This window comes from Rhizobium sp. 10PS4 (genome assembly GCF_032464805.1).
GTDB classification, from domain to species: domain Bacteria; phylum Pseudomonadota; class Alphaproteobacteria; order Rhizobiales; family Rhizobiaceae; genus Rhizobium; species Rhizobium laguerreae.
The window spans coordinates 223,579-245,721 of the sequence record NZ_JAWDIW010000012.1 but is presented as its reverse complement, the minus strand read 5'-3'; the positions used below and the strand labels follow the sequence as shown (position 1 = coordinate 245,721).

The 22,143-nt window shown below is 62.0% G+C and carries 24 protein-coding genes; 16 read left to right on the top strand and 8 right to left on the bottom strand.

Annotated features, from left to right (window positions below):
* Positions 1 to 17 precede the first annotated feature (17 nt).
* Positions 18 to 1,532: an ABC transporter substrate-binding protein gene (locus RWJ89_RS23365; RefSeq protein ID WP_131665782.1), complete on the top strand. Its 1,515-nt coding sequence runs from the start codon at positions 18 to 20 to the stop codon at positions 1,530 to 1,532.
* An 84-nt stretch (positions 1,533 to 1,616) separates the two neighbouring features.
* On the opposite strand, the gene yghU is transcribed toward RWJ89_RS23365, so the two are convergent.
* Complete coding sequence (gene yghU, locus RWJ89_RS23360) at positions 1,617 to 2,492, bottom strand: glutathione-dependent disulfide-bond oxidoreductase (RefSeq protein ID WP_316031502.1); 876 nt, start codon at positions 2,490 to 2,492, stop codon at positions 1,617 to 1,619.
* 215 nt (positions 2,493 to 2,707) lie between these two features.
* On the opposite strand from yghU, the gene RWJ89_RS23355 reads away from it, so the two are divergent.
* The gene (locus RWJ89_RS23355) at positions 2,708 to 2,956 is read left to right on the top strand and encodes a type II toxin-antitoxin system ParD family antitoxin (RefSeq protein WP_072642369.1); all 249 of its coding nucleotides are present in this window, start codon (positions 2,708 to 2,710) and stop codon (positions 2,954 to 2,956) included.
* Positions 2,953 to 3,243 carry a type II toxin-antitoxin system RelE/ParE family toxin gene (locus RWJ89_RS23350; RefSeq protein WP_221946749.1) on the top strand — a complete coding sequence of 97 codons (291 nt, stop codon included), beginning with the start codon at positions 2,953 to 2,955 and terminating at the stop codon, positions 3,241 to 3,243. The genes RWJ89_RS23355 and RWJ89_RS23350 overlap by 4 nt, the downstream gene beginning before the upstream one ends.
* A gap of 31 nt (positions 3,244 to 3,274) precedes the next feature.
* On the opposite strand, the gene RWJ89_RS23345 is transcribed toward RWJ89_RS23350, so the two are convergent.
* Positions 3,275 to 4,177 (bottom strand): NAD(P)-dependent oxidoreductase, encoded by a 903-nt coding sequence (locus RWJ89_RS23345; RefSeq protein ID WP_316031501.1) that lies wholly within the window; start codon positions 4,175 to 4,177, stop codon positions 3,275 to 3,277.
* Between the two features lie 160 nt (positions 4,178 to 4,337).
* Between RWJ89_RS23345 and RWJ89_RS23340 the strand changes: the two genes are divergently transcribed.
* From RWJ89_RS23340 to RWJ89_RS23330, 3 genes are all read left to right on the top strand, one after another.
* Positions 4,338 to 4,805, top strand: a complete 468-nt coding sequence (locus RWJ89_RS23340; protein ID WP_316031500.1) for a universal stress protein — start codon at positions 4,338 to 4,340, stop codon at positions 4,803 to 4,805.
* A gap of 145 nt (positions 4,806 to 4,950) precedes the next feature.
* Positions 4,951 to 5,865 carry a J domain-containing protein gene (locus RWJ89_RS23335; RefSeq protein WP_316031499.1) on the top strand — a complete coding sequence of 305 codons (915 nt, stop codon included), beginning with the start codon at positions 4,951 to 4,953 and terminating at the stop codon, positions 5,863 to 5,865.
* 2 nt (positions 5,866 to 5,867) lie between these two features.
* Positions 5,868 to 6,191, top strand: coding sequence for a chaperone modulator CbpM (locus RWJ89_RS23330; RefSeq protein WP_026264673.1), 324 nt, complete (start codon positions 5,868 to 5,870; stop codon positions 6,189 to 6,191).
* 13 nt (positions 6,192 to 6,204) lie between these two features.
* Here RWJ89_RS23330 and RWJ89_RS23325 read toward each other — a convergent pair whose 3' ends face one another.
* The 3 genes from RWJ89_RS23325 to RWJ89_RS23315 are packed head-to-tail and all read right to left on the bottom strand — an operon-like array spanning position 6,205 to position 8,377.
* Positions 6,205 to 7,134 (bottom strand): phosphatidate cytidylyltransferase, encoded by a 930-nt coding sequence (locus RWJ89_RS23325; protein WP_168272286.1) that lies wholly within the window; start codon positions 7,132 to 7,134, stop codon positions 6,205 to 6,207.
* On the bottom strand, positions 7,131 to 7,751 hold the full coding sequence (locus tag RWJ89_RS23320; protein WP_221946744.1) for a lysophospholipid acyltransferase family protein: 621 nt from the start codon (positions 7,749 to 7,751) through the stop codon (positions 7,131 to 7,133). The genes RWJ89_RS23325 and RWJ89_RS23320 overlap by 4 nt, the downstream gene beginning before the upstream one ends.
* The gene (locus RWJ89_RS23315; protein WP_168259511.1) at positions 7,748 to 8,377 is read right to left on the bottom strand and encodes a CDP-alcohol phosphatidyltransferase family protein; all 630 of its coding nucleotides are present in this window, start codon (positions 8,375 to 8,377) and stop codon (positions 7,748 to 7,750) included. Before RWJ89_RS23315 ends, RWJ89_RS23320 begins: the two co-directional genes overlap by 4 nt.
* Before the next feature lie 216 nt (positions 8,378 to 8,593).
* Between RWJ89_RS23315 and RWJ89_RS23310 the strand changes: the two genes are divergently transcribed.
* From RWJ89_RS23310 to RWJ89_RS23285, 6 genes are read left to right on the top strand one after another with little or no spacing between them, the layout of a single operon-like run.
* Positions 8,594 to 9,580 carry a BMP family protein gene (locus RWJ89_RS23310; RefSeq protein ID WP_131665790.1) on the top strand — a complete coding sequence of 329 codons (987 nt, stop codon included), beginning with the start codon at positions 8,594 to 8,596 and terminating at the stop codon, positions 9,578 to 9,580.
* An 8-nt stretch (positions 9,581 to 9,588) separates the two neighbouring features.
* A complete protein-coding gene (locus RWJ89_RS23305; RefSeq protein WP_222061964.1) occupies positions 9,589 to 11,001 on the top strand; it encodes an amidase in 1,413 nt (470 codons plus the stop codon).
* The gene (locus RWJ89_RS23300) at positions 10,998 to 12,530 is read left to right on the top strand and encodes an ABC transporter ATP-binding protein (protein ID WP_131665792.1); all 1,533 of its coding nucleotides are present in this window, start codon (positions 10,998 to 11,000) and stop codon (positions 12,528 to 12,530) included. Before RWJ89_RS23305 ends, RWJ89_RS23300 begins: the two co-directional genes overlap by 4 nt.
* Positions 12,520 to 13,569, top strand: coding sequence for an ABC transporter permease (locus tag RWJ89_RS23295; protein WP_222061962.1), 1,050 nt, complete (start codon positions 12,520 to 12,522; stop codon positions 13,567 to 13,569). The genes RWJ89_RS23300 and RWJ89_RS23295 overlap by 11 nt, the downstream gene beginning before the upstream one ends.
* Positions 13,566 to 14,510, top strand: a complete 945-nt coding sequence (locus tag RWJ89_RS23290; RefSeq protein ID WP_131665794.1) for an ABC transporter permease — start codon at positions 13,566 to 13,568, stop codon at positions 14,508 to 14,510. The genes RWJ89_RS23295 and RWJ89_RS23290 overlap by 4 nt, the downstream gene beginning before the upstream one ends.
* Before the next feature lie 26 nt (positions 14,511 to 14,536).
* Positions 14,537 to 15,826 carry an amidohydrolase family protein gene (locus tag RWJ89_RS23285; RefSeq protein ID WP_131665795.1) on the top strand — a complete coding sequence of 430 codons (1,290 nt, stop codon included), beginning with the start codon at positions 14,537 to 14,539 and terminating at the stop codon, positions 15,824 to 15,826.
* Between the two features lie 260 nt (positions 15,827 to 16,086).
* Here the strand turns inward: RWJ89_RS23285 and RWJ89_RS23280 are convergent, their stop codons facing one another.
* Both RWJ89_RS23280 and RWJ89_RS23275 read right to left on the bottom strand, forming a co-directional pair.
* Positions 16,087 to 16,785, bottom strand: coding sequence for a ribonuclease activity regulator RraA (locus RWJ89_RS23280; protein ID WP_222061960.1), 699 nt, complete (start codon positions 16,783 to 16,785; stop codon positions 16,087 to 16,089).
* A gap of 27 nt (positions 16,786 to 16,812) precedes the next feature.
* On the bottom strand, positions 16,813 to 17,598 hold the full coding sequence (locus tag RWJ89_RS23275; RefSeq protein WP_131665797.1) for an SDR family oxidoreductase: 786 nt from the start codon (positions 17,596 to 17,598) through the stop codon (positions 16,813 to 16,815).
* A gap of 97 nt (positions 17,599 to 17,695) precedes the next feature.
* Between RWJ89_RS23275 and RWJ89_RS23270 the strand changes: the two genes are divergently transcribed.
* Positions 17,696 to 18,568 (top strand): LysR family transcriptional regulator, encoded by an 873-nt coding sequence (locus RWJ89_RS23270; protein WP_222000241.1) that lies wholly within the window; start codon positions 17,696 to 17,698, stop codon positions 18,566 to 18,568.
* A 6-nt stretch (positions 18,569 to 18,574) separates the two neighbouring features.
* Here the strand turns inward: RWJ89_RS23270 and msrA are convergent, their stop codons facing one another.
* A complete protein-coding gene (gene msrA, locus RWJ89_RS23265) occupies positions 18,575 to 19,084 on the bottom strand; it encodes a peptide-methionine (S)-S-oxide reductase MsrA (protein WP_316031498.1) in 510 nt (169 codons plus the stop codon).
* Positions 19,085 to 19,271: 187 nt separating this feature from the next.
* Between msrA and RWJ89_RS23260 the strand changes: the two genes are divergently transcribed.
* The 3 genes from RWJ89_RS23260 to RWJ89_RS23250 are packed head-to-tail and all read left to right on the top strand — an operon-like array spanning position 19,272 to position 22,131.
* On the top strand, positions 19,272 to 20,417 hold the full coding sequence (locus RWJ89_RS23260) for an extracellular solute-binding protein (RefSeq protein ID WP_168287059.1): 1,146 nt from the start codon (positions 19,272 to 19,274) through the stop codon (positions 20,415 to 20,417).
* Positions 20,417 to 21,307: an ABC transporter permease gene (locus RWJ89_RS23255; RefSeq protein WP_077979820.1), complete on the top strand. Its 891-nt coding sequence runs from the start codon at positions 20,417 to 20,419 to the stop codon at positions 21,305 to 21,307. Before RWJ89_RS23260 ends, RWJ89_RS23255 begins: the two co-directional genes overlap by 1 nt.
* Positions 21,304 to 22,131, top strand: a complete 828-nt coding sequence (locus RWJ89_RS23250; RefSeq protein WP_025398571.1) for an ABC transporter permease — start codon at positions 21,304 to 21,306, stop codon at positions 22,129 to 22,131. Before RWJ89_RS23255 ends, RWJ89_RS23250 begins: the two co-directional genes overlap by 4 nt.
* Positions 22,132 to 22,143 lie beyond the last annotated feature (12 nt).

Genomic DNA, 22,143 nt, shown 5'->3' with positions numbered 1-22,143 from the left:
ACGAAGGGAACGAACTCATGACAAACAGGTGGAAATCAATCGGGCTTGCAGCCTTGCTCGCCGGTCTGACGCTCAGCGCAAGCTATGCCGAGGCCGCTGGTGTACTCACCATCGGCCGCCGCGAGGATTCGACGACATTTGATCCGATCAAGACCGCGCAGAACATCGACAACTGGGTGTTCTCCAACGTCTACGACGTGCTGATCCGCGTCGACAAGACAGGCACGAAACTGGAGCCGGGCCTTGCCGAAAGCTGGACGGTCTCGGATGACGGGCTGACCTACACGTTCAAGATCCGCGACGCAAAATTCTCCGACGGTTCGCCGCTGACGGCGGAAGACGCGGCCTACAGCCTGCTGCGCATCCGCGATGACGCCGCCTCGCTCTGGAGCGATTCCTACAAGGTGATCGACACGGCCGTGGCGACCGACGCGCGCACGCTGACGATCAAGCTCAAGAACCAGTCCGCGCCGTTCCTTTCGACGCTGGCGCTGCCGAATGCTTCGGTCATCTCCAAGAAGGGCATGGAATCGCTAGGCGCCGATGCCTATGGCGAAAAGCCGATCGCATCCGGTGCCTTCGTGGTCGAGGAATGGCGGCGCGGTGACCGCGTCATCCTGAAGAAGAACCCGAATTTCTGGCAAGCCGACCGCGTCAAGCTCGACGGCGTCGAGTGGATCTCGGTGCCTGACGACAATACCCGCATGCTGAACGTTCAGGCCGGCGAGCTGGATACGGCGATCTTCGTGCCCTTCTCCCGCGTCGAGGAGCTGAAGAAGGACCCGAATCTCAACGTCGGTATCGACGCTTCGACCCGTGAGGACCATCTGCTGATCAACCATGCGCATGGCGCGCTCGGCAAGAAGGAAGTCCGTCAGGCGCTTGATATGGCGATCGACAAGAAGGCGATCGTCGATACCGTCACCTTCGGCCAGGGCACGGTCGCCAACTCCTACGTTCCGAAGGGCGCGCTCTATTATTATGCCGACAATTTGCAGCGGCCTTATGATCCCGAAAAGGCAAAGGAGCTGCTGGCGGCCGCCGGCGCCTCGGACCTGACGCTCAACTACCTAATCCGCGCCGGCGACGAAGTCGATGAACAGACGGCCGTGCTGGTTCAGCAGCAGTTGCAGAAGGCCGGCATCACTGCCAATCTGCAGAAGGTCGACCCTAGCCAGGAATGGGACATGCTCGTTGCCGGTGACTACGACATCTCGGTCAACTACTGGACGAATGACATTCTCGATCCGGACCAGAAGACCACCTTCGTCCTCGGCCACGATTCCAACAACAACTATCTGACCAACTATAAGAACGAGGCGGTGAAGGATCTGGTTGCCAAGGCGCGCCTCGAGCTCGACCCGAAGAAGCGCGAACAGATGTATGTCGATCTGCAGAAGATGGCCAAGGACGACGGCAACTGGATCGACCTTTATTACAGCCCCTATATCAACGTCTCGCGCAAGAATATCGAGAACTTCTATCAGAACCCGCTCGGCCGCTTCTTCCTGGAAGACACGGTCAAGAACTGAGTTCGCGCAGCTCGCAAATGCTCCGCCGCCGTAAAGGCGGCGGAGCATCATTTGTTGCTGCGACACGTGGCTGGGGCCGCTTGCTTACTCGGCGGCCGCGAGCTTGTCCTGCGTCCTGGTGTCGAAGTCGCTGGCGTCATGGCGCTCGTGCAACTGGCTCGAGGGCTCGCCGGAGAGGCGGTTGACCATCCGGCCGCGTTGCACGGCCGGCCTGCTGTGGATGGTGTCGGCCCAGCGCAGCACGTTCTTATAGTCCTCGACCTGCAGAAACTCGGCTGCCCCGTAGGTCCAGCCCTTCACCAGCCCGCCATACCACGGCCAGACGGCAATATCGGCGATCGTATATTCGCTGCCTGCCAGATATTCGCTTTCGGCAAGGCGACGATCGAGCACGTCGAGCTGACGCTTCACTTCCATGGCGAAGCGGTCGATCGCATATTCGATCTTCGTCGGCGCATAGGCGTAGAAATGGCCGAATCCGCCGCCGAGATAGGGCGCGCTTCCCATCTGCCAGAACAGCCAGGACAGGCATTCGGCCCGCGCGCTCGGCTCGGTCGGCAGGAAAGCGCCGAATTTTTCGGCGAGATAGGTGAGGATCGCACCGGATTCGAAGACACGGATCGGCTTCGGACCGCTGCGGTCCATCAGCGCCGGGATCTTGGAATTGGGATTGACGGCGACGAAGCCGCTTCCGAACTGGTCGCCATCGCCGATCCTGATCAGCCAGGCGTCATACTCCGCACCTTCATGGCCAAGGGCCAGCAGTTCCTCGAGCATGATGGTGACCTTCTGGCCGTTCGGCGTTCCGAGCGAATAGAGCTGCAACGGATGGTGGCCGATCGGAAGCTCCTTGTCATGCGTCGGTCCGGCGATCGGGCGATTGATGCTGGCGAACTGGCCGCCATTCGCCTTGTTCCAGGTCCAGACCTTCGGGGGTGTATAATCGGGAGAACCGCTCATCTTTCAAACTCCTGGCATTGGTCAGATAGGATCGCGATGCCAATGGGTTTGGCCACCGCATTTTTCCTGACATAGCAGAGGCGACGAGGTTTTGTCACAGGTGTCGGCGCGGTTTCACGCAATCGTCAGAGTTGGCCAGGGATCAGATTCACGCTGTGAAGACTGGGTTTTGTTATGTACCAAAAATTGGTATATTGGCTTAAAGGAGATTCAGCATGGCCAGAAATACGTCCATATCGCTCGGCGAGCATTTCACCAGCTTCATCGATACGCAAGTTCAGGCTGGCCGCTATGGTTCAGCAACTGACGTTGTTCGGGCCGGCCTTCGCCTACTTGAAGAACACGAAGCCAAAGTGAAGGCATTACAGGACGCCTTGATTGAAGGCGAGGAATCCGGCCCTGCCACGCCCTTTGATTTCGATGCGTTCAACGCTCGCAAACGCGCGGCGTTCGAGGCGAAATGACAGGCATCATATTCTCTCCTGCTGCGCAAACCGATATTGACAAGATTTGGGATTACACGGCGACGAGTTGGAATGTCGATCAGGCAGAACGTTACATCCAGGACATAAGAGACGCCTGCCACGAACTGGCGGAGGGAAGACGGATGAGCCGCCCCTTGGATATTCGGAAAGGGTACAGAAAGGTCCCTGTTGGCTCTCATTTTCTGTATTTCAGAAGCAATGATGCGGGCCAGATCATCATCGTGCGCATCCTTCATCAAAGAATGGACGTAGCCAAACACCTGTAAGGCTATTGCGGGGATTGCTTGACTATTGCGGTCAGCTGCCGATGTCGGGGCGCGCCATGATCTCGTCCAACTGCCCGACGAGCACGCGGCTCCCCTCCACGTCGGAAGCCATCCTGGCAAAGACGTCCGCCATGCCGCGGAAGATGGTCGCGGCCGGATCGTTCTCGCCGAGGAAATCGGCAATCTCGTGCATTTCGGCAACCCACCGATAGGCTTTCGGATACATGTCGGGTATGGATCCCGACAGCTTGCGATCGATGTCGGGAAGGCTTTCGGAGAGCTCGGCTTTCAGGCTTTCTGCCGCACCGGAACGCGATGCGGCAAGCAGCATGGCGGTGCCAAGGCCGACAAATCCCTTGTTGATGCCGGCATAACACATCTTCAGGGCCGAGGCGGCGCCGAGCGGTCCGTCGAGCCGGCGGATCCTGAGGCCGCAATCCTCGAGCAGCCGGCTTCGCGCAGCGGTATCGCCGCTGATATAGATGGTCGGACCTGTTTTGCCGGGGACCGGCGGCCCGCCGATGATCGCACCGTCAAGCACCTCGACGCTGCTGCCTTCGAAGCGTGCCGCCAGCGCCTGCATCGTTTTCGGCGCAATCGCGTTGAGGTCGATGAAGGGCGGCGGCGCCGGCATCCCCGACGATATGTCCGCGACGAGGTCGGCGACCTTGATCGCCTCAGCCGGCGGAACGATCGACAGGGTCAGCTCGGCCTTCGTCAGCTCCTGGCGGCCGACCGGCACCATGCCGGCTGCCTTTGCCCGCGCAATCGTCTGCTCGCTCCTGCCCTCGAGATAGGTCAGCACCGTAGCGCCATGGTCGATCAGCCGTCTGGCGACGGCACTTCCCATCGCACCCGATCCGATTATCGCAAAATTCGGCATGTGAACCTCAATCGATGACGCCATCGGGTTAGAACTGTTGTCGATGGCCATATCGTCAACTGCGACGATTCAGCCGGAGGTCAGTTCCGAAGTGCTGGCAGCTTCGTGCGCGCTGCTGCTGCGGCACTTTTTCTTGATATTCGTCAATGCCGGGACGGTCGACACCGGTATGATCGGTGCTATCATTCGCATTCGAGGATATGGATTTCAAATGTATCGGACGATCATCTGCGGCATCGGCATGGGTCCCCGCGAAACGGCCAGCCGCCTTCTGCGCCGGGCTGCTGCGCTGGTGGACGAAGGCGGAAGCATCGTCGTCATGCACGTCATCGAGAATATCCCCCGCCGTCATCTGACGGAGCTTCCCGAGGAATTCGAAACGACCGCCATCGTCGACGCCGAAAAGAAACTGGCATCGCTCTGCAAGGAGCTGGGAATTCCGGCGATGATCGAGGTTCGTATCGGCGTTGCCGCCTCCCTGCTCGTCTCCAGGGCAAGGGAGAAATCGGCCGACCTTATCCTGGTTTCATCCCATGTGACCGATATCACCGACTACGTCTTCTCTTCGATCGTCGACAAGGTCGTGCGCCATGCCGGGTGCTCGGTTCTTATCGATCGGCGCCCCGATCACGCGCAGGAAGGCTCGGCGTCCCCAACGGCAGACGCGGCGTTGTTCTAAGTAAGCTCTGGCTTGCGTGACAGCGGGCTCTTTGTCGGATTGACATCGATCATAGCGGCCGACCTCCCCCTCCCCGGCGGCGGCTCGACAACCTATATCATTGCCAAACCAACCAGCAGTATTCGCTGCCCGACCGGAGACATGTATGAGCCAGGATCCCTACGAGCTTCTGGGCGTGAAACGCGATGCAACGCAAAAGGATATTCAAAGCGCGTTCCGCAAGCTCGCCAAGAAACTTCACCCCGACCTTAACCCCGGCGATAAAAAAGCTGAGGAACGGTTCAAGCAAATTTCAACGGCCTACGAGATATTGAGCGATGAGGAAAAACGCGGACGCTTCGACCGCGGCGAGATCGATATAACCGGCGCCGAGCGGGCGCAGCGCAATTATTACCGCGACTACGCGTCGAAGAGCGGGCCTGGCGATCCCTACCACAACAGTGCCGGCTTTGCCGATTTCAGCGACGCCGACGATATCTTCGCCAGCTTCTTTTCACGTCGTGCCGGCGGCGGCCAGGCCCGTGGTCGTGGCCGTGACCGGCAATTTTCCATGGAGGTCGACTTTCTCGAGGCCGTCAACGGCACGAGGACGGAGGTCAAGATGCCGAATGGTCCGGCGCTCGACGTACAGATCCCGCCGGGGACGCGCGACGGGCAGACCTTGCGGCTGCGCGGCAAGGGCGAGCCGGGCGTCGGCGGTGGGCCGGTGGGCGATGCCCTGATCGAAATCCGTGTGCGCCCGCACCGCTTCTTTACGCGTGACGGCGACGATATCCGCCTGGAACTGCCGATCTCCCTCAGTGAGGCAGTGCTTGGTGGCAAGGTTCGCGTGCCGACGCCGTCGGGACCGGTCAATCTGACACTGCCGCCTCATTCGAACACGGGCAAGGTCCTGCGTCTCAAGAGCAAAGGTGTTTCAAAACGCGGCGGCGGACACGGCGACGTCTACATCTCGCTGAAGATCGTGCTGCCCGACGCCTCGGATGAGCGGTTGACGGCCTTAATGAAGGAATGGGCGACGGCAAACTCCTACGATCCGAGAAAGAACATGGAGGCTTGATCATGGATGATCTCGAATTCCGTCTTTACTTGAAAATCGACATCGTCCAGCTCGACTTCTGGATCGAACAGGGTTGGCTGATCCCGGAGACATCAGGCGGCAAAAGGCAATTTCGCGACGCCGACGTCGCCCGCGCCCGGCTAATCCTCGACCTCATGGGAAACATGGGTGTCAATGAAGCCGGCGTCGATATCGTCATGGAGCTGGTGGACGAATTGCACGGCCTGCGGGGAACGATGGGCAAGCTGATGACCGCCATCGGCAAGCAGGAGCAGGATGTTCAGCGCCGACTGTTCGAGAGCCTCGAGGAGATCGACCGGTTTTAACCACAACCAGCTTCTACGTGGTGAACCAATAGCGGACGATGTGGAAGAACAGCGGCGCGGCGAAGGTGATGGAGTCCAGGCGGTCGAGCACGCCGCCATGGCCTTCGATCACATAGCCCCAATCCTTGGCATTGAGATCGCGCTTGATGGCCGAGAGCACGAAGCCGCCGAAGAAGCCCGCGACGACGATGACCGTGCTGACGGCCGCGGCCTGCAGCGGCGAAAACGGCGTCAGCCGATAAAGCAGTGTTCCGACGAGGATGGCCGAGGCGCCGCCTCCGACCAGCCCTTCGATCGTCTTCGACGGGCTGATATTCGGCGAGAAACGGTGCTTTCCAAGGAGCTTGCCCCAGACATACTGGAAGACGTCGCTGAGTTGCACGACCACGACCAGATAGACGAGGAGAAGTGCCGACGGCGTGCCGGTCTCCAGCATGAGCAGGGCGGGAGCGTGGCTGATCGAATAGACCGTCAGCATCAATCCCCATTGCACCCTGGCGCTGCGGGCAAGGAATTCGTTGACGTCACCCGTCAAGGTCGCCACCGCCGGCAGGATCAGGAAGGCATAGACCGGGATGAAGATCGCAAACAGGCCGTACCACTCCGTTCCGAGCAGCACATAATGCAGCGGCAGCACTACGAAGAAGGACAGGAACAGCGCCAGGTGATCGCCGCGCCGCGATGGTGTTAGCGTCCAGAATTCGCGAAGCGCCATAAAGGACAGGAATGCGAACAGGATGACCGTCGCCGTGTCGCCGAGCAGGATCGCGCCGCCGAACACCGCGACCATGATCCACCAGGAGCGGATGCGGGCGTTGAGGTTTTGGACGGTGGCGACTGAACCGGGTTCGGTCGCGCGCCGCTGAAGGATAAAACCGATGGCCGAGGCGACGGCAAGCAGACCGAGGATGGCGGCCAGCACGATGGAGAACAGGCTGGTCATGCGGCATGCCCCCCATCTGCGAGCTCAATGACCGCGGCACGGGCACGGGCCAGGAATTCGGTCTTTTCCTCGCCTGGTTCGACGCGGAGCGGCTTGCCGAAGCGCGCCGTGCAGGTGATCGGGACGATCAGCATGCTTCCCTTCGGCAGGATGCGCCGGAGGTTGTCGAGATGGATCGGCACGAGATCGACATCCGGAAAACGGCAGGCGAGGCGATAGATGCCGCTGCGGAACGGGGCGATCTCATCGGTGGTGCTTCTCGTTCCCTCAGGAAAAATCAGGATCGAATGTCCCTCCTCGAGCAGACGCTCTACCGGAGCCAGCGGATCGCTGTCCGGCGGAGGCTTGCGGTCTATCAGGACGGCACGCAGGCCTTTCTCCGCGATGAAACGGCGAAAGGCGGTCGTTCCCCAATAATCGCGCGCCGCAACCGGATGGGTCATCCGGCGCACCTGATATGGCAGGGCCGCCATGACGGCGACGGTATCGATATGGCTGTTGTGATTGGCGAAATAGATGCGGCGGCTGGGATCGGGCGCACAGCCGCGCCACTCGCTTCGGGCGCCGACCAGGATACGGACGAACAGCACGAGAAGCCGACGGACGAGCGCGATCATAGTCTCTCCAGGGAACGGGCAAGCGTTATCGTGCGTGTGATGCAGGTGACAAGGCTGCCGGCGGCGATGACCGCGGATGCCAGGATTAGCGACCAGTGGCTGCCTGATATCAGCGTCTCGACGCTCTGGGCGAGGAGGCCCGCCGTCAGTACCGCCATACGCCGCTGCTTGGCCATGATGCCGCTGAAATCCTGCTGCAGGCCCACCGATCCTCCGAACACCCTGATATAGGCGGTGAGTGCGGCGAGCAGCGCAGCCAGCCAGCCGAGCCAGCCAAAGCCGCAGGCATAGCCGGCCGCGACGAGAAACAGGCTGTCGGCGACCCGGTCGGGGAATTCATTGTAGAGCGGCCCGCTCTTGGTTTTCTTGCCGCCTTCGATCGCGACCATTCCGTCCAGCAGATTGCAGACGAGCCGCAGTTGCACCGAGATAGCGGCACAAACCATGGCAATCGGATGTGTTGTGAAAACGATGAGTGCTGCGCCTATACCCGCGAATACGACCGATAAAAGCGAAATGCCGTTCGGTGTCGCGCCGCTGCGCGCCAGCCATGCGCTGAGGCCGATAGCCCAGGACGACGACCGGCTCGCGATCGGTCGCCGCGAGGCGCCCTCTTCTTCCCCCATTTTATGTCCCCCAACCCCAATGATCCTTGCATATCCTGCCGACGTCGCCGCGCCAAGACATAACACCTTGTAAATCCAGCCCATAGTCTCCGCGCCTCGACGAGCCGGCGGCGAGTGTGGGTCGAACAGCCTGATTTTTAAGCCTATTTGCTGCTTGACACATTTTTGGGCGCTACTATGATTTTTGAACCAAATGGTAAAAAAGGGGAACATTCAATGACCAAAGATATGCTGATTTCACGCCGGGCAGTGATCGCGTCCGGCATTGCGCTTGGGGTCAGCGGCTTTGCCCCGCTGGCAAGGGCGGCTGCGCCGCTGAAGGTTGCCGGCATTCATGCGTCGCCGGTCGAAAATGCCTGGAACTCCTGTCTGCACAAGGCCCTGCAGGACGCGGCCAAGGAAGGCGTGATCGAATATGTCTTCTCCGAAGGAGTCTCCGGCACCGACTATCCGCGCGCAATGCGCGAATATGCCGAACAGGGCAACAAGCTGATCATCGGCGAGGCCTATGCGGTGGAGAAAGAGGCCCGGCAGGTCGCGACCGACTATCCCGACACCGCTTTCGTGCTGGGTTCGAGCGGCGAGCAGGCCGGCGACAATTTCGGCGTCTTTGGCACCTGGAACCATGACGGCGCCTATCTCGCTGGCATGCTGGCGGGCAAGATGACCAAGTCGAATGTCGTCGGGTCGGTCGGCGCCATTCCGATCCCCGAGGTCAACATGCTGATCAATGCGTTCGCGGCGGGCGTCAAGGCGGTCAACCCGGACGCAAAACACCTCGTCTCCTTCATCGGCACCTTCTTCGATCCGCCGAAGGCCCGCGAAGCCGGTCTTGCCCAGATCGACGCCGGCGCCGACATTCTATTTGGCGAGCGTATCGGCACAGCCGATGCCGCCAAGGAACGCGGCATCAAGTCGGTCGGCTCGCTGATCGACTATACGCCGCGTTATCCGGATACGGTGTTTGCCAACGCCATGTGGTATTTCCGCCCGATCTTGGACGCTGCGATCGCCGATGTCGCTGCCGGAAAACCGGTCGGACGGAACTACACGTCCTACGGCCTGATGAAGGAAGGCGGCAGCGATATCGTCTTCGTGAAGGGTGTCGCGCCCGCCGAGGCCGAGGCTGCGATGGAAGCCAAACGGGCGGAGATCAAGGCCGGCACCTTCGAAGTTCCGAAGATGATGGACGAGCCGAAGTAATTCGGCTCATGCAAGGCGATGCAACAGACCTGGCGGCAGCGATCAGGCGCGGTAGCCTGAGCGCAGCGGAGGCGATGCAAGCTTCCCTTGAGGCGGCTGCGCGGCAGGAGCCGCTCGGCGCCATCGCCTATCTCGATGCCGCCATGGGCCTCGTCTCGGCAGAGGACCGCGACCGGGAGCGGCGGAGCGCGCCCAGTCGCTTTGCCGTACGGCCTTTCGCCGGTGTACCGACCTTGGCAAAGGATCTTGGCGGCCCATTCGCCGGGCTGCCGGTGACGGCCGGCTCCCGGCTGTTTGAGAGAAAGGGCGGCGAAGCGGATTCCGATCTCGCCTCCCGTTTCCGCGACGCCGGTTTCTGCCTGTTCGGCCTGACGACGAGCCCGGAATTTGGCCTGTCGCTCGCCAGCGAACCGGCGATCGGGCCCGTCTGTCGCAACCCCCTCGATCCGACACGAACCGCGGGCGGCTCCTCCGGCGGTGCGGCGGCAGCGGTTGCCGCCGGGATCGTCGCGATTGCGCATGCCACCGATGCCGGCGGCTCGATCCGTGTGCCGGCCGCCTGCTGTGGCCTTGTCGGAATGAAACCGACGCGCGGCGCGATCCCGGGCGGGCCATCCTTCGGCAACCATCTCGCCGGTATCGCCAGCGAACTCGCGGTCTGCCGCTCGGTGCGGGATACCGCGCTGATTTTCGACAGGCTGAGCGGCAATTCCCGAGGACCTTTTCCTGACCCCTCCCCTGTTGATAGCGATAACGGCCGTTTGCGGATTGGGCTGCTTGTCGATACCGGCTCAGTCTATCCGACTGAGGGCGTTCGGCTCGCAACAGTGGAGGCTGCGGCCCGTGCGCTGGAGAGCGACGGGCACGAAATGGTTCCACTGACCTGGGCCGACTTCGAATGGGCCGTCGCCGCCAGTGGTCGCGCCTTCGCCGATATCGTCTCCGTCAACCTTGCGGCGCTCATCGAGGTTGCGGCCCTTGATGAAAGCAGGGCCGAGCCTCTGACGCAGGCCTTTGCGGCGCGCGGGCGGACACTTCCGGCCACATCGCTCTGGAACACGCTGAACGAGGCCGTCCTGGTGAGCCATAAGCTCTGGGCGCTGTTCGACAGGGTCGATTGCATCGTCATGCCGATGCTGTCTTCCGCGCCTCTTGCGATCGGTTCCTTTCCATCAGATCATGCCGACACGGATCTGCATCTCGAGCGGATGACGGCATTTGCGCCGCTTGCCTGCCTCGCCAATATTTCGGGTTTTCCTGCTTTGACACTGCCTTTCGGACAGGATGAGCACGCCATGCCGCTGCCGGTGCAGCTGATGGCGCCGATGGGTCACGAGCCGCACCTGCTGTCGCTTGCCGCCCGGCTGGAGGCCGAGGGGCGGTGGCAGCATCGTTTTCCCATCGCGGGACTGCCGTCATGACCGGGCCTGTGCTGGAAATTATCGGCGTCAGCAAGCGCTTTGGCGACAATCTCGCCAATGACGATATCTCGATGACGCTTGCAAGGGGTGAGGTCGTGGCCCTGCTCGGTGAGAACGGTGCCGGTAAGACCACGCTGATGAGCATCCTTTTCGGCCACTACATGCCGGATGCCGGCCGAGTCCTGATCGAAGGCACGGAGGTGCCGCAGGGCAAGCCGCGGGCGGCGATCCGCGCTGGTGTCGGCATGGTGCATCAGCATTTTTCACTCGCACCCAATCTGAGCGTTCTCGAAAATGTCATGACCGGCACCGAAAGGTTGTGGTCCTGGCGCTCGGGAACGTCGGCGGCGCGGAAGAAGCTGCTCACAATTTCCGAGCGCTTCGGCCTCAAGGTCGATCCGGATGCCCGCCTTGGCGACCTGTCGGTCGGCGAGCAGCAGAGAGTCGAGATCCTCAAGGCGCTCTACAACGACGCCCGCATCCTGATCCTCGACGAGCCGACGGCGGTATTGACCAATATCGAGGCCGAACGGCTGTTCACGACGCTGAGGGAAATGGCCCGCCAGGGCCTGTCGCTGATCTTCATCTCGCACAAGCTCGACGAGGTGATGGCGGCTGCCGACCGCATCGTGGTCTTACGCGGCGGCAAGATGGTTGCCGAACGTAAGGCGTCGGACACCAGCAAGGCGGAACTCGCCGAACTGATGGTCGGGCGTCGCGTGACCAGGCCCGTGCGCGAGCCGTCGACACCGGGTGCCGTTGCCCTTGAAGCGGCAGATGTGACGGTGCGTATCGGCGGCGTCGACCGGTTGAAATCGATCAGCTTCCGGCTTCACCAGGGCGAGATCCTCGGCATCATCGGCGTTTCCGGCAATGGCCAGGCGGCACTGGCGCATTTTCTCTCCGGTATGCTGGCGCGGAACGCTGGCGACCTTCTGCTGTTTGGCGAAGCCATCGGCAATCTCAGTGTCGAGGATGTCGTCGAAGCCGGCATCGGCCGCATACCCGAGGACCGCAACGAAGAGGGCGTGATCGGCGAAATGGCGATCTGGGAAAACACCGTGCTGGAGCGCCTCGCATCGCCGGCCTTTTCGCGCCATGGTCTCGTCAACCGCAAGGCGGGCATGGCTTTCGCGAGCGAAATTATCGACGGCTTCGATGTCCGTGGCGGCGGCCCTGCCATCCGCACCCGCCTGCTCTCCGGCGGCAATATGCAGAAGCTCATTCTCGGCCGCAATCTGCATCGGCGGCCGCGGATCCTGATCGCGGCGCAGCCGGCGCGTGGCCTCGATGAAGGAGCCGTGGCCGCCGTGCACGCACGCCTGCTCGAAGCCCGCCGGCAGGGTACCGCCGTGCTGCTGATCTCGGAGGACCTCGACGAGGTGATCGCGCTTGCCGATCGCATACAGGCGATCGTCGGTGGCCGCCTGTCGCCGCCCGTCGAGGCCGAAGACGCCGATGCCCGCAGGCTGGGGCTGATGATGGCCGGCGAATGGCAGGAAACCCCAGAGGCCGGCCATGCGATTTGAGCGCCGCGAGCACCGTCCGGTTTACCTGCTGATCGTCACCCCTGTGATCGCGGTCATCGCGGCACTGGCGCTGGCCGGCATCCTGATATCAATCGCCGGCGCGCCAGTGCTCGATGCCTATTGGCGCATCCTGACCGGTGCCTTCGGCTCGCGGCTGTCGGCGACCGAGACGCTGACGCGGGCAACGCCGCTGATGCTGACGGGGCTTGCTGCCGCCGTCGCTTTTCGGGCGCGGCTCTGGAATATCGGCGCCGAGGGCCAATTCTATCTCGGCGCCATCGCCGTTGCCGCGGCAAGCGCGAAACTGTTCGGCGATCTTCCCGCCCCCATCCTCATTCCGCTGCTGCTGCTGGTCGGCGCCATTGCAGGGATGGTGCTGATCCTGATCCCGCTCTGGCTCAGGCTGCGCTTCTCGGTCGATGAAGTCGTCACCAGCCTGCTGCTGAATTTCATTGCCGTGCTCTTCGTCTCGATGCTGATCGATGGCGTTCTCAAGGATCCGCTGGCCTTCGGCTGGCCGCAGTCGCAATCCGTCAGCGATCACGCCATGCTGCCGAAGCTGATCGCCCGCTCGCGCCTGCATATCGGCTTTGCGATCGCGATCGCGCTGGCGGTCGTCGTCCATTTCGTCCAGTCCCGCACCGTGTTCGGCATGCAGTCGCGCGCAGCGGGCCTCAATCCCGGCGGCGCGATCTTCGCCGGCGTCCCGCTCGGTAGAACGCTGGTGAAGGTCGCCTGTCTCTCCGGCGGGCTTGCGGGGTTGGCGGGAGCGATCGAGGTCATGGGCGTCAAGGGTTATGTGACGACCGACCTGTCGCCGGGCTTCGGCTATGCCGGTATTGTTGTCGCCATGCTTGCCAACCTCAATCCACTCGGCGTCGTCTTCGCCGCCATTTTCACGGCCACCATGTTCGTGGGGGCGGATGGTATGAGCCGCGGCCTCGGCATCCCGACCTATATCGCCGATGTCACGGTGGCGCTGTCGCTGCTGACGATGCTGATCGCCTTGTTCTTTACCCAATACAGGATCCGGCGATGATGCAGCTGTTCGACATCATCGCTTCCGCCGGGCTCTGGGCGGCAATCCTGCGGATCGCCACGCCGCTGATTTTCGGCACGCTCGGCGCATTGCTGTGCGAACGCGCCGGTGTGCTCAATCTCGGCATCGAGGGCATCATGACCTTCGGCGCGATGATCGGCTGGCTTTCCGTGTATCATGGGGCCGATCTCTGGACCGGCCTGTTGATCGCGGCAATCGCCGGCGGCGTCTTCGGTCTGCTGCATGCAGGCCTGACGGTGACGCTCGGTCTCTCCCAGCACGTCTCCGGTCTCGGCGTGACGCTCTTTGCCTCCAGCTTCAGCTATTATGTCTTCCGGCTGATCGTGCCGCTTGCCAATACTCCGCCCACCATCGTGCCGTTCCAGCCGATCACCATTCCCGGTCTCTCGACATTGCCCTTCATCGGGCCAGCCTTCTTCACGCAGACGGCGCCGACCTATCTCGCGATCATGATCGCCCTGCTGATGGCCTACATCATCTTCCGCACGCCCGTGGGGCTTGCAATCCGCATGACCGGCGAGAATCCGCATGCGGCGGAGGCCCAGGGCGTCAATCCGATGAAAGTGCGCTACGGCGCGGTCATCGCAGGAAGCGCGCTGATGGGAATGGGCGGCGCCTTCCTGACATTGTCGGCGTTCAACAGCTTTTTCCCGACCATGGTGCAGGGGCGTGGCTGGATCTGCATCGCGCTTGTCGTCTTCGCCTCCTGGCGGCCGGGCCGCGCGCTGTTCGGCGCCCTGCTCTTTGCCTTCTTCGATGCCTTTCAGCTCCGATTGCAAACCGCGCTGAGCGGGCTTTTGCCCTATCAGCTGTTTCTGATGACGCCCTATATCCTTTCCATTGCCGCCCTTGCCGTCATGGCCCGCCGCGCCCGCGTTCCACAGGCGCTGATGCAGCCCTATCGCCGCGGCGAACGCTGAAACCGCCCACATCCAATGAGGCTCCGATGTTCGATCTGATCGTCAGAAATGCAAATCTCCCCGATGGCCGAAACAATATCGATATCGGCATTCAGGCCGGCAGGATCATCGCTGTCGAGCCCAATCTCCAGGCGCAGGCGCAGGAAGAGATCGACGCGACCGGCCGGCTGGTCAGCCCCCCCTTCGTCGATCCGCATTTCCACATGGACGCCACCCTGTCGCTCGGCCTGCCGCGCATGAACGTCTCCGGCACCCTGCTCGAGGGCATTGCGCTCTGGGGAGAGTTGCGCCCGATCGTGACGAAGGAGGAACTGGTCGATCGTGCGCTGCGCTATTGCGACCTGGCGGTGACGCAGGGGCTGCTCTTCATTCGCAGCCATGTCGATACCAGCGATCCCAGGCTGGTGACCGTCGAGGCGATGATCGAGGTTCGCGAAAAGGTCGCGCCCTATATCGATCTGCAGCTGGTCGCCTTTCCCCAGGACGGCTATTACCGCTCGCCGGGCGCGATCGATGCGCTCAACCGCGCCCTCGACATGGGCGTCGATATCGTCGGCGGCATTCCCCATTTCGAACGGACGATGGGCGAAGGCACGGCGTCGGTCGAGGCGCTCTGCCGCATCGCCGCCGATCGTGGCCTGCCCGTCGATATTCATTGCGACGAAACCGACGACCCGCTCTCGCGCCATATCGAGACGCTGGCTGCAGAAACCATCCGCTTCGGCCTACAGGGACGCGTCGCCGGCTCGCATCTGACTTCGATGCATTCGATGGACAATTATTATGTTTCCAAGCTTATTCCGCTGATGGCGGAGGCCGAGATCAACGTCATTCCCAATCCGCTGATCAACATCATGCTGCAGGGCCGGCACGACACCTATCCGAAACGCCGCGGCATGACCCGCGTCAGGGAATTGATGGATGCGGGGCTCAATGTTTCCTTCGGGCACGATTGCGTCATGGACCCCTGGTATTCGATGGGATCGGGCGACATGCTGGAGGTCGGCCATATGGCTATCCATGTCGCGCAGATGGCCGGCATCGAGGACAAGAAGAGGATCTTCGACGCACTGACCGTCAATTCGGCAAAAACGATGGGGCTTGCAGGCTATGGTCTCGAAAAGGGATGCAATGCCGACCTCGTCATCTTCCAGGCGAGTGACACGCTGGAAGCGCTGCGGCTGAAGCCGAACCGCCTGGCGGTGATCCGCCGCGGCAAGATCATCGCCCGCTCGGCGCCGCGCATCGGGGAGCTTTTCCTCAACGGGCGCCCGGCACGGATCGACGGCGGGTTGGATTACGTGCCTCATTATTGAGGTGCGACGGAAGCTTACCGGCTTGCGGGAGCAGCTTTGGATCGGAGTCAGCGAAAAGGGCCGCAAAGCTGCGACCCGTCAGACTGCTGACCAAGTCGGCCAACTCCTCTTTCGTCATGCTCGGGCTTGTCCCGAGTATCTACGGCCGGCTTAGCAGATCCTCGGCACAAGGCCGAGGATGACGCCGAGTGAAGAATGAGACTTTCAACAAATTGAGGGGTCGCGAAGCCGCGGCCCTTCAATCCGCCCTATTCAGGAAGCTACTTCTTCGAAGCCTCATAAAGCGCCTTGGTTTCGGCGTTCATCGGATAGAGGCCCGGCAGCGACACGTCTTCTTCGATCTTCGTCATGATCCAGGCTTCCATGCGCTCCTGTTCCGGCGCTTCCGCCAGCACCACCTCGAGCAGATCGGCCGGGATCAGCACCGCGCCGTCCTGGTCGACGACGATGATGTCGTCAGGAAAGACCGCAACGCCGCCGCAGCCGATCGGTTGCTGCCAGGCGACGAAGGTGAGGCCGGCGACCGAGGGGGGTGCTGCGACGCCGCGGCACCAGACCGGCAGGTTGGTGTCGAGCACACCGGCAAGGTCGCGCACGACGCCGTCGGTGACAAGGGCTGCGACACCCCTCTTCTGCATGCGGGCGCAGAGGATATCGCCGAAGATGCCGGCATCGGTAACGCCCATCGCATCGACGACGGCGACACAGCCTTCCGGCATCGCCTCGATCGCGGCGCGTGTCGAGATCGGCGAGGCCCAGGATGCCGGCGTCGCCAGATCTTCGCGGGCCGGAACGAAGCGCAGGGTGAAGGCCGGCCCGACGATGCGCGGCTGGCCGGGCTTTAGCGGAACGGCGCCGCGGATCCAGACGTTCCGCAGGCCCTTCTTCAGAAGAACGGTCGTCAGGGTCGCCGTCGAGACGGTCCTGAGGGTTTCTATCGCTTCAGCGCTGAGGGCCATTGGTTATCGGTTCCAATTCGGTTTCTGTCAGATGCTCTGGATCATGCCGCCATCGACGCGGATCACCGATCCGGTGAGATAGGAGGCAGGTTCGCTTGCCAGGAAGGTGACGACATTGCCATATTCTTCCGGCCGGCCATAGCGGCCGAGCGGAATGCTGCCGGTGCTCTCAGTGACGACGTCATCGATGGAACGGTTCTCGCGCTTGGCCTTCTGTTCGTCGAGGAAGGTGATGCGGCCGGTTGCGATCCGGCCCGGCAGGACGATGTTGACGGTGATGCCGTCGCGTCCGACCTCGCGCGCCAGCGTTTTCGACCAGCCGACCAATGACAGGCGCAATGCGTTCGAAATGCCGAGATTGGGGATCGGCGCGACCACGCCCGACGAGGTCGAAGTGACGATGCGCCCCCATTTGCGCGCCCGCATCTGAGGCAGCACACGATCGGTAATGGCGATGACAGATAGGACCATGCTCTGGAAATACTGGTTCCAGAGCGTCGGATCCTGGCCGGAGACGGTGGTCGGCGGTGGGCCGCCGGTATTGTTGACGAGGATAGCGACCGGTCCGAACTGGCGCTCGATTGCAGCGACATGCGCATCGATCGAACCGAGATCGGCAAGATCCCATTGCAGTGCCAACGCCTTGCCGCCTTCGGATTCGATCGCAGCCGCGGTCTTCTCAGCGGCGGCGAGATCGATATCCGCCGTGGCAATTCTGGCGCCTTCGCGCGCAAGCTTGACGGCAATCGCGCTGCCCAGTCCGCCGCCGGCGCCAAGCACCAGGGCCGTCTTGTCTTTCAGGCCGAAATCCATTTCATCCATCTCCTCATAGGGTCTGGCCATCTTTCGGAGCAATGGATCGTAAATAAAATATAGCTTCTGCTTCGTTCAGGAGATAGAAAAACTATCGATGGACACCCGCTTTCTCGAAACCTTCATTGTCGTTGCCGAGCGGCACTCGCTGGCGGAGGCGGCCCAGCGGCTGAACCTCACGCCTGCGGCTGTTGCCCAGCGCATCCGCGCGTTGGAGGCCGAACTCGGGGTGCGGCTGCTGGTGCGCTCCGGCCGCGTGATGCGGCCGACGGAAGCGGGTTTTGCCATTCTCGAACGTTGCCGTGATCTGGTGCGCGATACACGCGACCTAAAGGCGATGGCCGGTACCGCGACGATTTCGGGCGAGATGCGGATCGGGGCGATCAATACGGCGCTGACCGGTCTCGTTCCCGGCATTCTCCACCGCCTTGCCCAGGACTATCCGCTGATCGAAATCTTCCTTAAACCGGGCGCGTCGATGGACCTCTATGCCGAGGTTCTGAACGGCGCGCTGGACGCCGCCTTCATCATCGAACCGCGATTTCCGATGCAGAAGACGCTGACCTTCAACAGGCTGCGTCAGGAACCCCTGGTACTGATCGTCCCGCGGGACTGCGAAGGCGCGGATCCGCTCGAACTGCTGCAGACCCTGCCTTTCATCCGCTACGACCGCAACCAGTGGGGTGGTCACATCGCCGACGAATATCTGCGCGAGCTCGGCATCCGCCCGGTCGAGCGTTATGAGCTCGACGCGCTGGAGGCGATCGCGGTGATGGTAAACCGCGGTCTCGGGATCTCGATCGTGCCGGATTGGGCGCCGCCCTGGCCAGAGGGATTAGATATCGTCAAGCTGCCCCTGCCCCGCTCGTCCGCTATGCGCACCGTCGGCATCGTCGTGACGCGATCCTCGCCACGGGCAAATCTCGTCGCCGCGCTTCTGGAAACCAGCCGCGCGGCGATGGGGCTCTGATCAATTTCAGGCGATCTTCTGGCGGACCGGCAGTTTCCAGCCGGGCCGGACGAAATGGCAGGTATAGCCATTCGGAATCCGCTCCAGATAATCCTGGTGCTCGGGTTCTGCCTCCCAGAAATCGCTGACCGGTACAACTTCGGTAACGACTTTGCCGGGCCACAGGCCTGATGCATCGACATCGGCGATCGTATCCCTGGCGACGCGCTCCTGCTCAGGCGTGACGTAGAAGATCGCCGAGCGGTAGCTCATGCCGACGTCGTTGCCCTGGCGGTTGCGCGTGCTCGGGTCGTGGATCTGGAAGAAGAATTCGAGGATTTCCCGATAGCTGATCCTTGCGGGGTCGAAGATGATCTCGATCGCCTCGGCATGGGTTCCGTGGTTGCGGTAGGTGGCATTCGACACATCGCCGCCGCTATAGCCGACGCGGGTCGAAATCACGCCCTTGTATCGGCGGATGAGGTCCTGCATGCCCCAGAAGCAACCACCGGCGAGGACTGCACGTTCTTCGGTCATTGGATATCTCCTTTTCCGCAAGAGATAGTGTCTCCTGCCGCCGATTTCCACACGGCGCAATCAGCACAGCTGTGCAATTTCCCTGGCGAGACGCCCCACCCTGTCATGTCGATGTTACGCGCCGGCGCTAGCAAAGCCTTGGACAATCCTGCGGAGGCTGAGCCTCGACACCTGATGGAGACGGGTTATGAATAGACGCGAATTTCTGATCACATCGTCGGCTGCAGCCGGTCTGCTGGCTCTTCCGCGTTTCGCATCGGCTGCGGCCGGCACGATCGATCTCTACAGCGGTTCGGATGCCAACATCGTCGACCTCTGGAACAACGTCATCCGCCCGGCCTTCGAAAAGGCGCATCCGGGTGTTGCCCTGAAGGTTACCGATGCCGGCGACAATAATGGTCTGCGCGCCATCGCTGACCGTGCGCTCGCCGCGCTGAAGACGAAGACCGACCCGCAGGCCGACCTTTTCGAGCAGTTCGATCCGCGCCTACCGTCCGGCGGCATCGATGCCGGCCTCTGGGTCAAGTTCTCCGGTGAGAACATCGAAGGCTACGACCATATCAACCCGCTTGCCTTCGATACCCCATACTCCCTTCCCTATCGCGGTTCGCAGGTGCTTCTCGCTTACGACACGACCAAGCTCGATCCGAAGGATGCGCCGAAGAGCTGGGATCAGCTCACCACCTGGATCAAGGCCAATCCGGGCCAGTTCATCTACAACCGTCCCGACAAGGGCGGTTCAGGCGGAAATTTCGTGCGCCGCGCGATCCATGAAGCGAACGGCCGCGATCCGAAGAAGTTCAAGATCGACAATTTCACCGCCGATTTCGCCATTGAAACGCTGACGCCGGCCTGGAAGATCCTCAACGACCTCGCGCCTGCGCTCTACGACAAGGGCGCCTATACGGCTGGCAACACCCAGTCGATCCAACTGCTCGCCCAGGGCGTCGTCACCATGGTGCCGGTCTGGTCGGACCAGGTGCTGCAGGCAATCTCCCAGGGCGTACTGCCTGACACGACCGGCCTCGTGCAGCTTAGCGATCTTGCCCTTTGCGGCGGCTTCTCCAGCATCACCGTCTTCTCGAACGGCGCCAACAAGGATGCGGCCTTGAAGCTTGCCGCATTCATGCTGACGAAGGAAATGCAGGAAGCGATCATCACCAATATCGGCGGCTTCCCTGCCGTCTCCTGGGATCACATCTCCGACGATCTCCGCAAGAAATATGCCGACGTCATTCCGTCAACCATTCCGACCTTTCCGGGCGGCGACTGGGAAAAGGCGATCGCCGACGGCTGGTACCGCAACGTCGCGCCAAGCATCAGCCGCACCTGATGTCCACTGACACTGCGCCGGCGGTTCTGCGCCGTCACCGGTCCATCAACAGGGGGAGCTCTATCGGGCTCCTCCTCGTTGCCCTGCCGGTCCTCCTGCTCGCATGGCTGATCGTCTTTCCGATCTTTTCGGCGGTCGTCGGCACGATCTTCGTTCGAGGCCCTGACGGCGCGACGGAATTCTCGCTTGCCTCCTACCGCTTCTTCTTCACCGACAGCTACAGCCTCGGCAATTTGTGGCTGACGCTCTGGACCACCGCCGTCTGCGGCATTCTGCTTCTAGCGATCGGCCTTCCGATCGCGCTTTACCTGCGGTTCTCGCAAGGGCGTCTTGCCGCCTATGTGCAGGCTCTTGCGATCTTCCCGATGTTCGTGCCGTCGATCATCCTTGCCTATGCACTGATCAGGACGATCGGGCCGAACGGCACCGTCGACCTGTTGCTGAACGCTGTCAGCCTGCCGAAGCTGCGCACGCCCTATCTGACGCCGTGGGGACCGGTCATCGGCCTCGTCTGGGACAATCTTCCCCTGACGGTGCTGATGCTGACGGCCGGGCTCTCCTCCGTTTCGAACAGCGCTATCGAGGCCGCCCGCGATGTCGGCGCAGGCCCGCTCCGGGTGTTCATCTCGATCATCCTGCCGCGCATGGGCAATTCCATGCTGGTGACCGCGTCCTTCGCCGTGCTCGGCATCTTCTCCGCCTTCACCCTGCCCTATGTGCTCGGCTCGGCATCGCCGGAGATGATGGGGCCGTTCATGCAGCGCACTTTCGCCGACATGAACGACCCGCTAAACGCCATGACCCAGGCCGTCATCACCTTCGGCTTCTGCCTGGTCTTCGGTATCTTCTATATCAGGTCGATCGCCCGCAACCGCGAGGCCCAGCCATGAGTGCCGGCAGATCGGGCACGGATCTTCGCTTCGACTGGATCGGCATGCTCTTCGCCTGCCTGCTGACGCTGTTCATCGCGCTGCCGCTGATCGTCGTCGGAACATGGGCTTTCACCGAGGTCTGGCGTTATCCATCGGTGATCCCGCAGCAGTTCGGCCTGCGTTTCTGGGGCCAGACGCTGGCGCGTCCGGATGTCTGGGACGCGCTCTTCCTCAGCCTGCGGCTGACGACGACGGTCACCATTCTTTCCGCCGTGATCTGCCTTCCCGCGGCTTACGCCTTCGCGCGCATGCGCTTTCCCGGCAGGAACATCCTGTTCCTGTCGTTCCTCGCATCGCATGCCTTCCCGAAATTCGGCCTGCTCGTCGCCATTGCCGGCATCTTCCTGCAGCTCGGCCTGATCAGCACGTTCTGGGGCGTCGTGCTGATCCAGCTTGTCGGCACGCTGATGCTGATGATCTGGATTCCGGTCGCAGCCTTCCAGAATGTCGACCGGCGCATGGAAGAGGCGGCGCGCGATGCGGGCGCCACGCCGCTGCGCGTCTTCTGGTCGATCACCCTGCCGCAGGCTGGACCCACGATCGCCGCCGCACTGCTTTTGACTTTCGTCGGCACCTTCTACGAGACCGAAGGCGCCTGGTTGATCGGCGCGCCTCAGGTTCGCACCATGCCGGTGCTGATGATCAGCTTCATCAACAACCAGATCGTCGTGCAATACGGTGCCGTACTGTCAGTCATGCTGTGGGTGCCGTCCTTCATCGCGCTGATGTTTGCGCGCCGCGTAATCGGCACCGGCGCATTCGCACGAGGCTTCGGCGCGTGAGGTTAATTCAGG

Excerpts from the sequence above, each read along its gene's own strand:
- yghU (WP_316031502.1), bottom strand. The coding sequence starts at position 2,492 with ATGAGCGGTTCTCCCGATTATACACCCCCGAAGGTCTGGACCTGGAAC.
- RWJ89_RS23365 (WP_131665782.1), top strand. The coding sequence starts at position 18 with ATGACAAACAGGTGGAAATCAATCGGGCTTGCAGCCTTGCTCGCCGGT.
- RWJ89_RS23250 (WP_025398571.1), top strand. The coding sequence starts at position 21,304 with ATGAGTGCCGGCAGATCGGGCACGGATCTTCGCTTCGACTGGATCGGC.
- msrA (WP_316031498.1), bottom strand. The coding sequence starts at position 19,084 with ATGACCGAAGAACGTGCAGTCCTCGCCGGTGGTTGCTTCTGGGGCATG.
- RWJ89_RS23310 (WP_131665790.1), top strand. The coding sequence starts at position 8,594 with ATGACCAAAGATATGCTGATTTCACGCCGGGCAGTGATCGCGTCCGGC.
- RWJ89_RS23285 (WP_131665795.1), top strand. The coding sequence starts at position 14,537 with ATGTTCGATCTGATCGTCAGAAATGCAAATCTCCCCGATGGCCGAAAC.
- RWJ89_RS23275 (WP_131665797.1), bottom strand. The coding sequence starts at position 17,598 with ATGGATTTCGGCCTGAAAGACAAGACGGCCCTGGTGCTTGGCGCCGGC.
- RWJ89_RS23280 (WP_222061960.1), bottom strand. The coding sequence starts at position 16,785 with ATGGCCCTCAGCGCTGAAGCGATAGAAACCCTCAGGACCGTCTCGACG.
- RWJ89_RS23335 (WP_316031499.1), top strand. The coding sequence starts at position 4,951 with ATGAGCCAGGATCCCTACGAGCTTCTGGGCGTGAAACGCGATGCAACG.
- RWJ89_RS23255 (WP_077979820.1), top strand. The coding sequence starts at position 20,417 with ATGTCCACTGACACTGCGCCGGCGGTTCTGCGCCGTCACCGGTCCATC.
- RWJ89_RS23260 (WP_168287059.1), top strand. The coding sequence starts at position 19,272 with ATGAATAGACGCGAATTTCTGATCACATCGTCGGCTGCAGCCGGTCTG.
- RWJ89_RS23300 (WP_131665792.1), top strand. The coding sequence starts at position 10,998 with ATGACCGGGCCTGTGCTGGAAATTATCGGCGTCAGCAAGCGCTTTGGC.
- RWJ89_RS23325 (WP_168272286.1), bottom strand. The coding sequence starts at position 7,134 with ATGACCAGCCTGTTCTCCATCGTGCTGGCCGCCATCCTCGGTCTGCTT.
- RWJ89_RS23340 (WP_316031500.1), top strand. The coding sequence starts at position 4,338 with ATGTATCGGACGATCATCTGCGGCATCGGCATGGGTCCCCGCGAAACG.
- RWJ89_RS23350 (WP_221946749.1), top strand. The coding sequence starts at position 2,953 with ATGACAGGCATCATATTCTCTCCTGCTGCGCAAACCGATATTGACAAG.
- RWJ89_RS23295 (WP_222061962.1), top strand. The coding sequence starts at position 12,520 with ATGCGATTTGAGCGCCGCGAGCACCGTCCGGTTTACCTGCTGATCGTC.
- RWJ89_RS23305 (WP_222061964.1), top strand. The coding sequence starts at position 9,589 with ATGCAAGGCGATGCAACAGACCTGGCGGCAGCGATCAGGCGCGGTAGC.
- RWJ89_RS23345 (WP_316031501.1), bottom strand. The coding sequence starts at position 4,177 with ATGGCCATCGACAACAGTTCTAACCCGATGGCGTCATCGATTGAGGTT.
- RWJ89_RS23355 (WP_072642369.1), top strand. The coding sequence starts at position 2,708 with ATGGCCAGAAATACGTCCATATCGCTCGGCGAGCATTTCACCAGCTTC.
- RWJ89_RS23320 (WP_221946744.1), bottom strand. The coding sequence starts at position 7,751 with ATGATCGCGCTCGTCCGTCGGCTTCTCGTGCTGTTCGTCCGTATCCTG.
- RWJ89_RS23270 (WP_222000241.1), top strand. The coding sequence starts at position 17,696 with ATGGACACCCGCTTTCTCGAAACCTTCATTGTCGTTGCCGAGCGGCAC.
- RWJ89_RS23290 (WP_131665794.1), top strand. The coding sequence starts at position 13,566 with ATGATGCAGCTGTTCGACATCATCGCTTCCGCCGGGCTCTGGGCGGCA.
- RWJ89_RS23315 (WP_168259511.1), bottom strand. The coding sequence starts at position 8,377 with ATGGGGGAAGAAGAGGGCGCCTCGCGGCGACCGATCGCGAGCCGGTCG.
- RWJ89_RS23330 (WP_026264673.1), top strand. The coding sequence starts at position 5,868 with ATGGATGATCTCGAATTCCGTCTTTACTTGAAAATCGACATCGTCCAG.